At 52.8% G+C, this 15,241-nt stretch carries 16 protein-coding genes; 6 read left to right on the top strand and 10 right to left on the bottom strand.

From position 1 onward, the window contains the following. Positions 1-289 precede the first annotated feature (289 nt). From HOLDEFILI_RS06555 to HOLDEFILI_RS06545, 3 genes are read left to right on the top strand one after another with little or no spacing between them, the layout of a single operon-like run. Positions 290-1,099 (top strand): endonuclease/exonuclease/phosphatase family protein, encoded by an 810-nt coding sequence (locus HOLDEFILI_RS06555; RefSeq protein WP_167317122.1) that lies wholly within the window; start codon positions 290-292, stop codon positions 1,097-1,099. Further along, the gene (locus HOLDEFILI_RS06550) at positions 1,096-1,638 is read left to right on the top strand and encodes a chromate transporter (RefSeq protein ID WP_006058746.1); all 543 of its coding nucleotides are present in this window, start codon (positions 1,096-1,098) and stop codon (positions 1,636-1,638) included. The genes HOLDEFILI_RS06555 and HOLDEFILI_RS06550 overlap by 4 nt, the downstream gene beginning before the upstream one ends. After that, positions 1,635-2,201 carry a chromate transporter gene (locus tag HOLDEFILI_RS06545; RefSeq protein WP_006058745.1) on the top strand — a complete coding sequence of 189 codons (567 nt, stop codon included), beginning with the start codon at positions 1,635-1,637 and terminating at the stop codon, positions 2,199-2,201. Before HOLDEFILI_RS06550 ends, HOLDEFILI_RS06545 begins: the two co-directional genes overlap by 4 nt. Positions 2,202-2,336: 135 nt before the next feature. Here HOLDEFILI_RS06545 and HOLDEFILI_RS06540 read toward each other — a convergent pair whose 3' ends face one another. The 5 genes from HOLDEFILI_RS06540 to HOLDEFILI_RS06520 all read right to left on the bottom strand — a co-directional run bounded on the left by HOLDEFILI_RS06540 (position 2,337) and on the right by HOLDEFILI_RS06520 (position 8,889). Continuing rightward, the gene (locus tag HOLDEFILI_RS06540) at positions 2,337-3,959 is read right to left on the bottom strand and encodes a flavodoxin family protein (RefSeq protein WP_006058743.1); all 1,623 of its coding nucleotides are present in this window, start codon (positions 3,957-3,959) and stop codon (positions 2,337-2,339) included. Beyond that, positions 3,940-4,509 (bottom strand): PadR family transcriptional regulator, encoded by a 570-nt coding sequence (locus tag HOLDEFILI_RS06535; protein ID WP_039864210.1) that lies wholly within the window; start codon positions 4,507-4,509, stop codon positions 3,940-3,942. Before HOLDEFILI_RS06535 ends, HOLDEFILI_RS06540 begins: the two co-directional genes overlap by 20 nt. A 466-nt stretch (positions 4,510-4,975) precedes the next feature. Beyond that, positions 4,976-6,718, bottom strand: a complete 1,743-nt coding sequence (gene aspS / locus HOLDEFILI_RS06530; protein ID WP_006058741.1) for an aspartate--tRNA ligase — start codon at positions 6,716-6,718, stop codon at positions 4,976-4,978. Further along, positions 6,715-8,007, bottom strand: a complete 1,293-nt coding sequence (gene hisS / locus HOLDEFILI_RS06525) for a histidine--tRNA ligase (protein ID WP_006058740.1) — start codon at positions 8,005-8,007, stop codon at positions 6,715-6,717. The genes aspS and hisS overlap by 4 nt, the downstream gene beginning before the upstream one ends. A 381-nt stretch (positions 8,008-8,388) precedes the next feature. After that, on the bottom strand, positions 8,389-8,889 hold the full coding sequence (locus tag HOLDEFILI_RS06520) for a hypothetical protein (protein WP_039864209.1): 501 nt from the start codon (positions 8,887-8,889) through the stop codon (positions 8,389-8,391). A 178-nt stretch (positions 8,890-9,067) separates the two neighbouring features. Here HOLDEFILI_RS06520 and HOLDEFILI_RS06515 point away from each other — a divergent pair, with 178 nt between their 5' ends. Then, positions 9,068-9,538 carry an LURP-one-related/scramblase family protein gene (locus HOLDEFILI_RS06515; RefSeq protein ID WP_039864207.1) on the top strand — a complete coding sequence of 157 codons (471 nt, stop codon included), beginning with the start codon at positions 9,068-9,070 and terminating at the stop codon, positions 9,536-9,538. A gap of 11 nt (positions 9,539-9,549) precedes the next feature. Then, on the top strand, positions 9,550-10,119 hold the full coding sequence (locus tag HOLDEFILI_RS06510) for a class I SAM-dependent methyltransferase (RefSeq protein WP_006058737.1): 570 nt from the start codon (positions 9,550-9,552) through the stop codon (positions 10,117-10,119). A gap of 116 nt (positions 10,120-10,235) precedes the next feature. Here HOLDEFILI_RS06510 and HOLDEFILI_RS06505 read toward each other — a convergent pair whose 3' ends face one another. The 4 genes from HOLDEFILI_RS06505 to HOLDEFILI_RS06490 all read right to left on the bottom strand — a co-directional run bounded on the left by HOLDEFILI_RS06505 (position 10,236) and on the right by HOLDEFILI_RS06490 (position 14,064). Beyond that, entirely contained in the window at positions 10,236-12,437 is a 2,202-nt protein-coding gene (locus HOLDEFILI_RS06505; RefSeq protein WP_006058736.1) for a DUF2207 domain-containing protein, read from the bottom strand. Beyond that, positions 12,434-13,126: an MBL fold metallo-hydrolase gene (locus HOLDEFILI_RS06500; RefSeq protein ID WP_006058735.1), complete on the bottom strand. Its 693-nt coding sequence runs from the start codon at positions 13,124-13,126 to the stop codon at positions 12,434-12,436. The genes HOLDEFILI_RS06505 and HOLDEFILI_RS06500 overlap by 4 nt, the downstream gene beginning before the upstream one ends. Positions 13,127-13,208: 82 nt before the next feature. Next, positions 13,209-13,721 carry a Gx transporter family protein gene (locus tag HOLDEFILI_RS06495; RefSeq protein WP_006058734.1) on the bottom strand — a complete coding sequence of 171 codons (513 nt, stop codon included), beginning with the start codon at positions 13,719-13,721 and terminating at the stop codon, positions 13,209-13,211. Between the two features lies 1 nt (position 13,722). Next, entirely contained in the window at positions 13,723-14,064 is a 342-nt protein-coding gene (locus HOLDEFILI_RS06490) for a NusG domain II-containing protein (protein ID WP_006058733.1), read from the bottom strand. Positions 14,065-14,248: 184 nt separating this feature from the next. Between HOLDEFILI_RS06490 and HOLDEFILI_RS06485 the strand changes: the two genes are divergently transcribed. After that, positions 14,249-14,860: a nitroreductase family protein gene (locus HOLDEFILI_RS06485; protein ID WP_006058732.1), complete on the top strand. Its 612-nt coding sequence runs from the start codon at positions 14,249-14,251 to the stop codon at positions 14,858-14,860. Between the two features lie 170 nt (positions 14,861-15,030). Here HOLDEFILI_RS06485 and HOLDEFILI_RS06480 read toward each other — a convergent pair. Beyond that, a partial coding sequence (locus HOLDEFILI_RS06480) for a GyrI-like domain-containing protein (RefSeq protein WP_006058731.1) occupies positions 15,031-15,241 on the bottom strand: 211 nt, incomplete at its 5' end.

Here is a 15,241-nt window from a genome sequence, read left to right as displayed (position 1 = left end):
ATTTTAGCGTAATTCCAGGGTCGTGTCAATATTTCCATTTGGACACTCCCAACGCTTTGTCTAAATGTTATTTCGGCCAAACCATGAAAAACACGCTCAACCGAGGTGATTGAAGGCTTTTTCGCACAAATTAAGCGCTTACATCAAGCCGAGAAATTTTCTTTGTCTATAAATTTTTTTGGTTAGCGCCTGTGAACTTTCTGTGAAACTCTTTCAGAAACAATCTTTCATCCCTTTTGCTTTGTAAATCCCGGTAAACTTGAGTATAATGAAAAACGGCGGTGATGAAATGACCTGTTTAAAGGTAATGACCTTCAATTTAAAAAATGATATGTTTTTTACACGGAAGAATCTGCGCTGGGACACGCGCCGGCAATACGTCCGCAATCTGATCGCTTCCACCTCGCCCGATATCATCGGCGTCCAGGAATTAAGCGACAGTATGCGCGAACAGCTGCAGGCGCTTTTGCCGCAGTATCAGTTCGTCGGCCAGGCCCGCAACCGCCGGCGGCAGTTCATGCACGAACATTCCGATATTTTATTTCTGAAAGATCGTTTTGAATTGTTGGAGGAAAAAACGTTCTGGCTTTCCAAACAGCCGGAAGAAGCCGGCAGCCGGACCTGGACGAGCATCTTTCCGCGGATCTGCACAATGGCGCAGCTGAAAGATCGGGAAACCGAACAGGTTTTCCGCGTTTTCAACACGCATCTGGATCATCTGTTAGCCTATACCCGGACTGTTGAAATCCGCACGATCATCCGTGAAATGCAGCGGCTTCAGCAGGAAAAAGCTTGTCCGTTGATCCTGATGGGCGATCTGAATACGACGATGTCCAGTCCTTCGCTGCAGCTTTTGATAAAACCGGAAAACCGGCTGAACCTCAAACCGGTCTACGATTCCTCTGCGGCGTTCAATACGCTGCACTACGGCAAGGGCCGGCTAAAAGAAGACCGGCTGCCGATCGACTACATTTATGTCAGTGAGGATTACGACGTGCGCTCGACGCGGATCATTACCACATGCTTCAACGGATTGTATCCATCCGATCACTATCCGGTCATCTGTCACCTGGTTAAGAAAGGAATTACAGAATCATGAGGGATTATTTAGAATTATTCGCCACCTTCAGCAAGCTGGGGCTGTTCACCTTCGGCGGCGGCTACGCAATGCTTCCGCTTCTGGAATCGGAAATCGTCGAGAAGAAAAAATGGGCGACCTACGATGAAATCACCAATTATTACGCGGTGGGACAGTGTACGCCAGGAATCATCGCGGTCAACGTTTCCACGTTTATCGGCTATTATCAAAAAGGCGTGCTGGGCGCGTTGGTCTCGACTTTCGGCTTCGTCTTCCCGTCGCTGATCATCATCATCGTGATCGCGGCGTTCATTCAGAACTTCGCCAGTCTGGCGATTGTCCAGCATGCTTTGGCGGGCTTGCGCGTCGGCGTCTGCGTCCTGGTGCTGACTTCCGTCTACAAGCTGATCAAAAACGGCGTCAAGGACGGCTTCGGCGTTGCGATGTTTATCTTCGCGTTCGTGCTGTCGCTGTTTACCAACATTTCGGTCGTCTTCATCACGCTGGGAGCCGGCTTATTGGGATTCTTAAAATATAAGCTGGGAGGGAAAAAGGCATGAGTTTACTGATTCAGCTATTCCTTGAATTTTTCAAGATCGGTCTGTTCGCTGTCGGCGGCGGTTTGGCCACCATCCCGTTTTTACATCAGCTGGCGGAAAAGTATACATGGTTCACGGTCGAAACGTTAGTCGATATGATCGCGATCTCGGAATCAACGCCCGGTGCGATGGGCGTCAACATGGCGACCTACACCGGCTTTACCACCGCCGGCATTCCCGGTTCGCTGGTTGCGACGCTGGGACTGGTGCTGCCGAGCATCGTCATTATCATCATCATCGCGCATTTCTTAAAGCAGTTCAGCGACAGTCCGGTCGTCAAGGCGATCTTCACAGGGCTGAAACCAGCGGTCGCCGCGCTGATTCTGTGCGCCGCGCTGAATCTGGTCAATGTTTCCGTTATCAATCTGAGCGCCTTCCAGGCCTCCGGCAGCCTGATGGATTTGTTTCCGTTAAAAAATATTATTCTGTTCGCTGTATTATTATTCTTAACGACGAAAATCAAAAAGCATCCGATCGTCTGGATCGCCCTGTCGGCGGCGGTCGGCGTCCTGCTTCAGTTCTGATTTATCCGCTCCCCGCTTTGGGGAGTTTTTTATTGGCCGCAGCGACGCCTGGAAAACAAACTTCATGTTCATTTTTCCCGCGCAATTTCAGATCCTTTTGCGATGCGCAAATGCGCGCAATCAAAAACCCGCAGTCTAACCGCGGGCAATTTTAGCCGGATACGCTTTTTCAAACCAGAGTGTAAACAAGCCCAGAAGTAGCGGGCAGAGCGTGTTGATCAGCGCCGCCAGCTCAGGAACCGCACTGCGCAGGATCGCGTAAGTTCCTCCCGCGCTCACGGCGTAAAGCAAGCCCCAGGCCCGCGTCAGGATCAGATTGGTCCGCATGAATACAGGATTCTGATACGCCGCATCGCCATGATATTTTTCCTTGGAATAATGCGCGCTTAACGGTATCGGCGTCAGGCAGGAAAGCAGCCATAACAAACCGAACGCCAGATAAGAAAGCGGGATAAGCCAGCGCAGATCAGCGCCCTGCAGCGCCGCCAGAGCGAAGGCCGCGACCAACAGGCCGGTAAATCCGTCATAGATCGTCAGCGTCCATTTTTTGCCAGCCAGCGCCAGTCCCGCCGCCGTCACAATCGCGGCGCTGGCGCCCAGCGAAGCGGAAAATGGCAGAAGCATCCACAAGCAGCACCAGGGCAGGATCAACAGAAGCATATTGGTCCTTTTCTTCCCTTTTTCCAAATCTGAGGGAATGGAATTCCCCGGGCCGCTGAAATAGCGGTCCCAGTCCATCAACAGAGCCAGCTCGCCCCGCGTTTTGTAACGGCCTTCCATCATCGCCTGCTCGCCCCGCAGTTCGCCGCGGGCAATCGCCTGCCAGACCTCTAACGGCGTTTCCACGCGCGTCGTATAGGGCTTCGTTCCCAATGGACAGAGTTCGCAGGTCTTGCCCAGCGTCAGCTGATAGCCGGCCTGCACGTCCGTATAGAAAATCTCAAATACCCGTTCTTTTCCATCAAACGCCGCCGGATTATACAGCGCCGCCATCTGGCGGGTAAACTGCTCGGCCTGGCGGACTTTTGTCTTCTGCGGATCGTTCTGTTCCTTTGGATTCTGGATATTCCAGCTGGCATTCGCCAGTCTGATAAACGTTTCTTCCTGCAGCAGCGGCTCACTTAAGCGCCGCAGCGTGCTGTCGGACAGTGTTTTGGTCCGGGCGTATTCCTGCCCGGCCTGCGTAACCTGAGCCAGATACGCCGAGGTCTGCCGGCGCAGCTCGGGATGAGCGAACAGCTCGCCTTGGGGACATAGTATTTTAAGACTGGTGCCGAAGGCCAGATCAAACTGCCGGATCAGCGCTTCGTAATTGTTCTCAATCGTCGTAAAACCGCAGGTAGAGATCAGGATTGATTTCATCGGGGCATTCTGATCACGCCGGGGATGAACCGGGCGTCCGTCCGCATCCCTTTCCATCCAGGGCAGATTCAGCGGCAGACAGCGGTCAAGCAGCGTTTTCACCGGTCCCGGCATGCCGAAATAGTATAATGGGAAACTCCACAGGATCAGATCGGACGACCGCATTTCGTCCAGCACCTCCGCCATCGCATCCGGGATAACGCATACGCCCGGCGTCGCGGTCCAGCAGCGGAAGCATCCCCGGCACGGGCTTAAGTTCAGCTCATTGATCATCCTTGTTTTAACGATCAGCGGACTTTCCAGCTCCTGCCGCAAACCTCCAAGAAACGCCTGTGTCAGCTGAAACGTATTGCTGGCAGCGCCGCGGGGACTGCCGTTAAGCGTCAGAATTTTCATTTTCAATCTCCTTCAGCCGCGTGATGCAGCGGTCAATCCAGTCTTGGCACATCTGCGTATAGGCCCGGCCGAAATCAGCGGTCACTTCCCAAACCACCGCATCCGAAGGCGACTGGGTCAGCGCCTGATACTGTTCGATCAAACCGGCGACAGATTCCATCTCTCTCTGGCGGACTTCGTAGACCTGCGCTAACCGCTCAAGCATTTCCCGGTTTTCGTGGGGCGAACGGCGGCCGGAAAAGAAGATCTGCAGCAGTACCTCGCTGCGCGTCGGCATCATTTCCGTATCCAGATCGCTCGCTAACCAGCGGTCCAGTTCAGCTTTGCCCTGAGCCGTGATCGCATACACCCGTTTGTCCGGTTTGCCCGTCTGGACTTCAATCCGGGAATGAAGCAGTCCTTCCGCTTCAAGCTGGTTCAGCTCACGGTAGATCTGACTGGTCTGCGCCTGCCAGAAAAACGACAGGGAATCGTTGAACGCTTTCGCCAGCTCATAACCGGTCATCTCGCCATAATTCAATAATCCAAGCAAGCCTTGTTTCAGCGCCATCCTGTAATCCTCCCTCATCCATATTCCACAAGTAGAATATCATCCTTGGCCTGAAATGTAAAGGAGGAGAACGCCGATCGTTGTGCAGTCAGAATTCTCAAGGCTTGGAAAGGGCAGGCACTCGCGGAATCACCCGGCTTTCAAGCCGATGTCCGACCTCTGAACCCTTCTTATCAGTCGCTCCTGCTCTGGCCGGACTCCCCCATCAGCACGCAAAAAAAGCCTTCGTCGGAAGGCTTTCTTTGTGACCTAAAGGGTTGATATGATTCCCGGTTATAAGCCAGGTGGGTACCCTGTCCAGATTTTTAGGATCCCCTGATAAATCAGAGTTTTCGACACCAAACTGAAACGTCCGGATTCCCATATATCAAGTGTTGGAAATATATGTGTTCCCTTTAGGCATTAGTATTATAGCACGCATTTTTTTAATTATGAATGCTTGACATTTGGAAACTTATAGAAAGTTTTATTTTTCGAGCGCGATGTGCAGTTCTTTCAGCTGTTTTTCATCCACGGTGTTCGGCGCCTCGCTCATCAGATCCGACGCGCTGGCTGTTTTCGGGAACGCTACGACGTCGCGGATGTTGTCCGTGCCGGCCAGAATCATGACCAGACGTTCCAGGCCGATGCCTACGCCGCCGTGCGGCGGCGTGCCGTAACGGAAGGCGTCAATGAAGAAACCGAATTTTTCGCGGGCTTCCTCCATCGACATGCCGATCGCCTCGAAGACCTTCTCCTGGACATGCTGATCATGAATCCGGATCGAACCGCTCAGCAGCTCGTAGCCGTTGAGCACCAGGTCATACGCCCGGGAATAACAGTTTTCCGGATCGCTCATCAGCTTGTCGACATCTTCCAGATTCGGGCTGGTAAACGGATGATGCGCGGCAACATAGCGTTGTTCTTCCTCACTGTATTCAAACATCGGGAAGTTGGTGACCCACAGGAAATTGTAACGGCTCTCGTCGATCAGATTCAGCTGCCGTCCCAGTTTCACACGCAGCGCGCCCAGCGCCGTCTGAGCCACCTTCGCTTTATCCGCGATCATGAAGATCAGATCGTTGTCCTTTAAGCCCAGCGTTTCGATCAGGGCGTTCTTTTCTTCCGGCTTGAGCACCTTGGCGACAGATCCGCTCAATTCGCCCTGGCTCATTTTCAGCCAGGCCAGCGCCTTCGCCCCATAAATTTTGACAAATTCCTGAAGCTTGTCGATATCCTTGCGGGAGAACTGATCCGCAGCCTGAGCGGCGACGATCGCGCCGACCATTCCCTTCGGCTGTTCCAGGACATTTTTAAAGACTGTGAACTCCGTATCCTTAAACACCGCATTTAAGTTCTGAATTTCCATGTCAAAGCGGGTATCCGGTTTATCCGAACCATACCGCGCCATGCATTCGTTATACGTTAAGCGTGGAAATGCGTCCAGTTCGACGTTTTTCAGATTGCGGAAGATTTCCTTCATCAAACCTTCGACAACCGTCCAGACCTGTTCCTCATCGACAAAACTCATCTCGATATCGATCTGCGTGAATTCCGGCTGGCGGTCGGCGCGCAGATCCTCATCGCGGAAGCAGCGGGCAATCTGGAAATATTTTTCGATTCCTCCGACCATCAGCAGCTGCTTATAAATCTGCGGCGACTGCGGCAGGGCGAAAAACTTGCCCTTAAAAATCCGCGACGGTACGAGATAATCGCGGGCGCCTTCCGGCGTCGATTTGCACAGGATCGGCGTTTCGACTTCAATAAAACCGTGATCCGACAAATAATTACGCGTCAACATCGTGACCTTGTGACGCAGGATCAGATTGTTCTGGATCGGCGCGCGGCGCAGGTCGAGATAACGGTATTTCAGCCGAGTGTCTTCCAGCGCGTCAGTTTCTTCGGCAATGATCATCGGGGTGGTTTCCGCCGTGTTGACGATGTTCACGTTTTCAGCGTAGATTTCGATCTCCCCGGTCGCCATCTTCGGATTTTTATCCTGGCGTTCGACAACCTTGCCCTCGACCTGCAGGATATATTCGTTGCGGACGTCCTTGACCTGTTCAGCCAGTTTTTCATCCACAGTAATCTGAACGATGCCGCTGCGGTCGCGCAGGTCGATAAAGACCAGCGCGCCCAGATTGCGCCGGCGGGCAACCCAGCCGACGACCGTAACGTGTTCTCCGGCGTTGGCTAAGCGCAGTTCGCCGTTATTGTGAGTCCGTTTCATGCTTCTTCTTCTCCTTCTGCCTGAAAATAAGCGTCCAGCGTCGCGATCAGCTCATCCTGATCAATCGTAATCTGACGCTGTTGTTCAATAAACTTAACATTGATCTGATGATTGGCGGCTTCGCTTTCACCGGCGATGACCGCAACCCGGGCTTTGCGCCGGTCCACCGATTTAAACTGGGCTTTCAGCGACCGGGGCTGGATGTTGAATTCTGTGTGATAGCCCGCGGCGCGGCATTCGGTCGCCAGCGCCAGCGGCAGCGTTCCGACATTGCCCAGCGCCATGACATAGACGTCCAGACTGGCTTCTTCGCCCAGCTCAACCTGTTCCGCCTCCGCCAGGATCATTAAGCGTTCCAGACCCATCGCAAAGCCGACGCCCGACATTTCCGGACCGCCGAAATATTCGACCAGGCCGTCATAGCGGCCGCCCGCGAAAACAGTTGCCTGCGAACCGGATTCCGGATGCGTGGAAACGACCTCAAACACCGTATGGGTGTAGTAGTCCAGGCCGCGCACCAGCTTGTCGTCAATTTCATAAGGGATTTCCAACGCGTCCAGGGCGGCGAGCACCTGATCGAAGTATGTCTTCGACTCCGGCGTCAGATACTGCTGCAGCGACGGCACGTTCTGCATGCTTGGATGTTCGTTGTCAACCTTGCAGTCCAGAAGCCGCAGCGGATTTTGTTCATAGCGGCGCTGGCAGTCCGCGCACAGCTCGCCGACGCTGTCCTTGAAGTGCTCGCGCAGCGCACCCCGGTAGGCTGCCCGGCTTTCATCGTCGCCCAGCGTGTTGATCAACACCTTGACCTGACTTAAGCCCAGCGCTTTGACGATGCTGTAACCCAGTGCGATCACCTCGGCGTCAATCAGCGGACTTTTCATGCCGATGTTTTCGATGCCGAACTGGTTGAACTGGCGGTAACGGCCCTTCTGCGGCCGTTCATAACGGAACATTTCGCCCATGTAGTAGAGCTTGGCCGGCATTTCCAGCCGTCCGTACATCTTGTGCTGCACGAAGCTGCGGACAACCCCGGCCGTGCCTTCCGGTCTGAGCGTCAGCGAATCCTCGCCATGCACAGAGAACGTATACATTTCCTTATTGACCATGTCGGAGCTGTCGTTTTCCCGTTTGAAAACCCGCGTGTCCTCGAAGACCGGCGTGCGGATTTCCTCATACCCGTAAACGTCGCAGAGGTTGCGGATCAAATCTTCAACTTTCTGCCACTTGCGCGTCGCTTCCGGAAGTAAATCCTGCGTGCCGCGCGGAGTCTGGTAATTCTCCATCATCAATTCCTCCTTTTTCTATTTTCAAGTTCCTTGCCTGGTGATCGCGATCCACAAAAAAAGCGCCCTGTCTAAGGACGCTTTGACTGCGTGGTACCACCTTAGTTCACGGATTGCTCCATGCCCTCTTTCCGATAACGCCGGAAATTCGTCGGCAGCTACTGTTCGTTCCCTGCCACTTCTTGCAAGTGTCGGTCGCCGGGGGTGATAAAGGAAGCTTTCAGCCGTTGTCTTCCCTCTCTGACTTATCCCGTTCCAGGTTCCTCTTGGTCCTTGAATTTATCCCTAGTTTAGCACGATTTCACGCTTTGCACAAGGGTAAAATCCGCTTTCCCGCGGCTTTGTGGAATCGTGTTCTTTTCATTCTAATGCGGCGTTTGGCGGTCAGTCCTGATGTGCTGATTCGCTGTTCTCCTGATTCGATTCAATTGTTTGATTCGGATCTTCCGCCGGTTTTCTCCGCCCCGCTTTCTTACAGCTCAGGCGGCAGGCTAAAATATTCAGGATCATAAAAAGAAGATACGACGCAAGCAGATCGACTGGAATCGAATATATCCAATGAACCATCAAGATAAGAATGCATAAGCTGAGGATTGACCCAATTCCGGCGCTTAAGCTGCACTCCCGCAAATCGGCCTGTCCTAAATATTTGGCAGTGTAAATCAATTCAGCGCTAAAGCAGACGGCATACATCGGGACAGAAAACGTCAGCGCATACAACAGCACGCGGATCGGATCCAAAAGCAGAAACATCTCTCTTTCATTGATGCACAGTTGAAGCAGCCCCGGCAGAAACAAGCTTAAAACCAAAACGATCAAACACAAAAGATTTCGTTCCGGATCTTTCGAGATCATTTTTTTAAGCTTCTGAATAATTTCAAACAATACGATCACCCCTTTGTTTTATTGTATCCTATTCCTTATTTAAAACGCAATCGGGAATGCATAAACCTGTTCTCCCTGCCGCTTACTTCTTTCCTTTTTCTTACAATCACTTTCGATCGCTGGCGTTTTATTTTGTCCTTGTGTATCATAAGCTTACGAATTGAAGGAGGATCAGTTCATGCGTTTATTTATTCGCCAGCGGTTCTTTTCATGGACCGACAGCTTTGATATCACCGATGAAGAAGGGTATGCCGTTTACAGCGTGCGCGCGGATTTGTTAGCGTTGTCGCACGTCCTGCGGGTGTTTGACGTTGAAGAACAGGAAATCGGTTTAGTCCGTGAAAAGTTATTCCACTTCCTGCCGACCTTTGAAGTCGAGCTGGACGGCGATTTGGTCGCGGTCATCCGCAAGGAATTCTCCTTTCTGCATCCGAGCTACCGCATCGACTGCGAAGGCTGGAGCGTAGAAGGCGATTTGTTCGGCTGGGATTATCAGATCTTCCGCGACGGCGAGCTGTGCGGAACGATCAGTAAAGAAGTTATCTCGCTGACCGATACCTACGTCATTGATTTCGATGATCCGCGGGATGAGCTCATGATCGTCATGCTTGTCTTGGCGATCGACGCCGCAAATTGCAGCGAGCATTAAGGAATCCGGCTATGAAAATTGTACTGGGCGCGGGAACAACGCAGTTTGACGGCTGGATCAGCACTCAGCAGGATCAGCTGGATTTATTGAAGCCCGAAACGTTTGAAGCCTTTTTCCAGGACGAACAGGCGGAAGCGATGCTGGCGGAACATTTGTTTGAACATTTGACGCTGGCCGAGGCCATGATCGCGGCGCAGACGCTTAAACAATATCTCAAACCCGGCGGTTGGATCCGCGCGGCAGTGCCGGACCGGAATTTCCGCAACGAGGAATATCAGAAACTGGTTCAGGTCGGGGGACCGGGACCGCAGGATCATCCGGCGGCCACGCATAAAATCGTCTATGATTACAAGCAGTTCTGCGCCGTCTTCGTGCAGGCGGGCTTTGAGGTTTCGCTTTTGGAGTATTGCGACGAGCGCGGCGATTTCCACTATCGCTACGCCAACGACGCCGATGGTCATATCGGCCGGTCTTATCGTCATGACTCGCGCAATGATCATTACCGTCTGGGAATGGTTTCAATCATCCTGGACGCCTACAAGCCGATCATCATTCCCCGCGAGTTGCAGCGCCTGGACTAGGTGCGAATTGAGAAGACAAGCCCGGCCTAGCGCAGTCCCTAATGTAAAGAAAAATTAAAAAAACCGGTGAGAATCGTTCGGGGATACTCCCTCTCCAAACCTCGCCGGTCGTTTTTTTATTCTTCCGCCAGACTGTCCTGCAGCCGACTGATCAGTTCATCGAGCACTCCGATGCGCTCCGGCTGACCACTGGCGTCCACCACTGTCGGCAGCGAAGGCAAAATTCTTTCATAGAATCGTTTTTCCCACAAAGATCCCAGTCCCAGCGTCTGCGCGTAAGCATAGCTTTTAAACGCATAGTCCGGATCACGGTCCAGCCAGTCGTCCAGTTTGGTATCCGGCATTTGTTTTAAGTCCTTGCCCCATTGCACTGCCTGCTGCCTTAACCGCAGCCCTTCCGGATTCAGCGGTGTCAGCGGCCATAAGATCAGCTGCGTGATCAACAGACAGACATAACCGACACCCAACGGAAATTCCCGCGGCACAAAGCAGGCCAGGACGCTCCCCAGTAGAATCAGCCAGGCAAACCCAAGAATCAGCAGCGGCCAGCGGGACTTCTTCCATCCCTGAGCCACCGCCGCGGTCATGCTGCCCAGCGCTATCGTCACCGCGGTTAAACCCAGGCTCAACAGAATCACGATGCCTTCTAACGAGGTTTGCCGAAGCAGAACACCGGTGATCATCACAGGCGGCAGTACGCTCAGTCCGATCAGCAGCCAGCGCAGTCCAGTCAGGCCTTTGTGCTGCCATTGGGTCTTTTCCACCCGGGCTTGGCGGCAGGCCTGTCGGACACAGGAAGCGGAATCGCGGCGGATTTCATCCAGCGTCACGGTATTTCCATCACCCAGCGCCAACAGCGAACGCAGGAATTGTTTTTCCCACTCCGGCTGGTGAATCAGCGAACGCTTGCGCGTCAGCCGGATTGTTTGGCCCTCCCTTTGTATCTCGATATAATCGCGGGCCGCCCAGTTGACAATCACGGAAGCCAGCGTTTTTGCGCTGACCGGTTTACCGGTTAACAAGGCCGCCTGCAGCGGATTGATCCCGTTCGGCAGTTCGCCTACCGTGCGCCGTTTGGAATGACGGTTCATGAGCCAAAACAACCCGGCTGCCAGCAGCGTTCCGATGCCAAACATTGTCCAGAAGCCGGTTTGACCGCCGGCCATTCGCTGCTGAGCGCCACGCGGAATGTCAATCCCAACGCTCACCCGGTCGTCTCCGCTTAATCCCGCCGTCGAATAAAGATGCAGCAGGCGGCCGTCCTCGCTGACGTCCAGCATCACCTTATCCAGATCGTCGTACGTCCGGGAATTATAAAAATCGGTTCTGAATTCCAGCTCTTGCGGCAGCCGGATCACAACATCCAGGTCGTCGATCTGCGCGTCGTTCATCGCATCGTCGAAATTCAGATGCCATTGATCCGCATGCGAGGCCAATTCAATCCGGTAATCCAGCGTCAAATTCGCCGGCTTATCCTGCGGCAGCCGGATAAAGCCATATTCCGAGGCTTCCAGCGAAGGATCGCTGATCACGACGTCTTTCAAAACCGCGTCGGGATAACTCGGCCAGCCTAAAAACAAATCAAGCACCGGATCCAGTTCGGAACTCTGGCTCGTCCATTCCAGTTCCTGATGCACCTTCAGATCCATCTGCGGCAGTACTTCGACCTCCACATGCCAGCGCGAATACCGCGAAGGCCAGCGATAGGACTGCGCCTGAGCGAAGGTTCCTTCGTCAAAATGAACGATCAGATCCAACGTCGGATAATCCAGGACTTCCGTGGAATCAAAAACAAACGTCTGATCCTGCCACTTGCCTGTTCCATAGCGGCACTGACTGCCGCTTTGGCCGCAGTCGAGAAGCCAGTTGTCGCGGACAAGCCCGGAATCAAATTGGATTTCGGCATGCATCTGCTCGACAGGCAAATCCAGCGGCGAACGTCCTAAATCCAGTGAAAACGTATCCCGCTGTGCATCATCATCCTGAAAACAGCGCAGCGTATACTTCAGCTGCAGCTGAACATCTTGATCGCGGTTGAATTTAATCTGATTCCATTGCGGATCCAGCACGGCCTGACTGCTGAGGATGGCGACGTCCCCGGCCTGGGCCTCGGCATCGTCCGGCAGATCCAGAAAAAGCTCATAAGCCTCGTGCTCCGGCAATCGTAAGCGAAGGGTTTCCATCACCGTAATCGTCTTATCCGCATGGACGGCCGCTTCCACAATCCGGGATGTGATCGCGGCGGATTCTTCCGCATGAACGGGCAGAAATGAAAGGCACAAGCCCAGCGCAATCAGAATTACAAGGCTTTTTCTCATCGCTGCGGATCCTCCAGCACCTGCGGTCCCTTCCGCAGATCGAGAATCCGGCTTCTCAATTCGACGCAGGCGGGATCCTGAAGCAGACGGTCGATCACGTCGTTTTCTCCAAAGGTGTGCATCGGGGCGATCCAGCCTAACTGACAGGCTTTCGCCCATCCTAACAGACCACGGTTATAGCCTTCGTTTAACCGCGGATCGGTCGGGATCATCGCCAAGTCGAAGGTTCTTCCGGCAACCCGCTCCAATTCACGGTCAAAGCGTCGTTTCAGCACTTCGTTTTCCTGCCGGTCCTGATCGTTTTCTTCCTCCCAATGCCAGTCGTTTAAATCACCCGCGTGCAGGATCCGCCAGCCGTCGACTTCAATCATAAACGCCACACCCTCGTCGTTGGATTTGAGCGTTTCAATGATCATCCCGTTCAGCTCATAGCGCTGATGCGGCTTCACCTTGATGTGATGCTCGTCCTGCGGTCCAAAAATATCGCGGCTCAGCACATACCAGATCTGATCCGTGCCGTGTTCCAGAATTGCTTTATCATAATGATCGGCGTGATGATGGCTGGCCAGAAACGTAACTGGTTTGTTCGCCGGCAGCGGCAGCCGGGTCTTCCCGAAATAATCCAGCACGAGCACGCGCTGGGGCAGCTCCAGCAGGAAACTGCTGTGTTCAATCCATGTAATTTTCATGCAAGTACCCCCTACTGTTCTTTATTTTACAGGAAATCGAAGAAAAAAAACAGAATCCGCAGGACTCTGTTTCCAAATCTGTCTAACGCACGACTAAATTTTTATCAATCCGCTTTAAAGCCTGGGTCGCGACGATCCCGGTAAAGATTCCAGTCGGAATTGAGGTCACCAGAAGCAGCGGTACGATCGTCATCATCGCCGCGGTTTTATACAGCACCATGACGATCACAACCTGGCCGACGCTGTGGCCGATCGCGCACAGCATCGACGTCGAAATCATCGACATCTTCAGCCCTTTTTTGATAATGATCAGTACGATCGAGCTGAGGATAACGCCGCCGGCAGAGATCCAGAACGTCGAGCCGAAGATCGTTCCCCGCAGCAGATTGCCGATCACGACGCGCATCGTATTGACGATGATCATTTCCTTGACGCCGAGAATTTCAATCGTGATCAAAGCGATGATGTTGGCCAGTCCCAGACGCATACCAAACGGCAGCGACACCGTCAGCATCGTTTCCAACAGATTGATCGCGATCGCCATCGCCGCCAGCATCGTAACATACACGAAATGCTTTGTCTTACTCAGCTTCATGTCAGTTATCCTTTAAGGTGACAATCACTTCATTCGGGATACAGACAATCGGGAAATAGTCCTTGACACTGACCCAGCCGATCGAGGAACAGATATGATTCGGACATTCTTCTTCCGTAATCCGCCATTTGCCGTCCTTGACTTCCAGCTTCATCTTGCCGTAAGATCCGTTAAAATAGTAGTCTTCGTCTTTGTTGACGTTAAACGTATGGATCACCTGATTTTTATACGTGACGATCCCATAGGTTTTGACATTCAGCCGGTTATAGACCTGAACGCCGACATAAATGCCAAGCGCTACAAATAAAATAGCGACTATCAGTTTAATTTCTTTTTTGCTCATCGTTTCACATCCTAATTCAGCTTTTCTATTATAACATGGTTGTTTCTGATTGCAAGTGAAGGTTAGCTGAACATCGTTCTGCCTCAGCCTGCCTCAGCCTGGAAACTTATGCCGCTTTCCCTGCGTGCATTTTCTTTGACTTTCGCCTATAATAGAAACTGGTATCTTACTAGGGAGAAAACTGATGATAATTTTGGACAGCGTGTTAACACAGGCGCAGAAACGCCGCACGATCCGGCACTTTGACAGCACGCCGGTCGATATGAACGATATCCGGACCGCCTTGAACATCGCGGCGACCGCCCCCAGCGGCGCGGACATGCAGCCGTGGCATTTCTGCGTCATTACCCAGGACGCAAAGAAGCGCGAGCTGCGCGAAGCGTGCGAGCAGGTGGAACGGGAATTTTATGAGAATCGGATCAGCGAGGTCTGGCGGCAGGATCTGGAAAAACTGAATCTGCAGGTTGAAAAACCTTTTCTGAGCGAAGCGCCCTGTCTGATCGTGATCTTTAAGCAGATGAAGCATGAGGACAGCGCAGGACACTGGGTTCCCAATTATTACGTGAACGAGTCCGTCGGGATCGCGACCGGGTTTCTGATCCAGGCGCTGCACCAGGCTGGCTATGCGATGCTGACGTACACGCCGGCGCCGATTCATTTTCTCACAAAGCTTTGCGGCCGCCCGGAAAATGAAATCGCCGAAATGATTCTCGTGGTCGGCCACGCGCGCAAAGACGCGCCGCTGCCGCAGCTGAAAAAGAAGACCTTGGAGGAAATCGCCAGTTTTATCGACTGATCAGACAGCTATGACGGAAACTGCCTTGACCTTTCTCTAACAAGTAAAATCAGCGCTTTAACATCGAATTCATGCCTTGTCCAATTGAAAATAAGAAAAAAGCTGGAAGTTGCATTTCCAGCTTCAGTGCATTGCTTTCAAACACTTAGAATCAGATTCAGTCCGGCGGTTTAACGACCGTCTTTTTTGCGGATCGGATGCCGGATCACCGTCTTCTGTTTCGCCGGATCGCATTTCCGCGGATCCGACAAATAGATTTCATGGTGCTTCCGGACTTCGTTGATCTCATTTTCATACCCCTGCGCTTCGATATACGCGTCCATCCTCGCGACGCTGGCGGGTTCGTCGTCATAAGCACCGATGTGCATCATCTGCACGCAC

Origin of the sequence: Holdemania filiformis DSM 12042 (assembly GCF_000157995.1) — a bacterium.
GTDB lineage: Bacteria > Bacillota_I > Bacilli_A > Erysipelotrichales > Erysipelotrichaceae > Holdemania > Holdemania filiformis.
The sequence above is the reverse complement of the archived record's forward strand: the minus strand, read 5'-3'. Positions and strand labels throughout refer to the sequence as shown.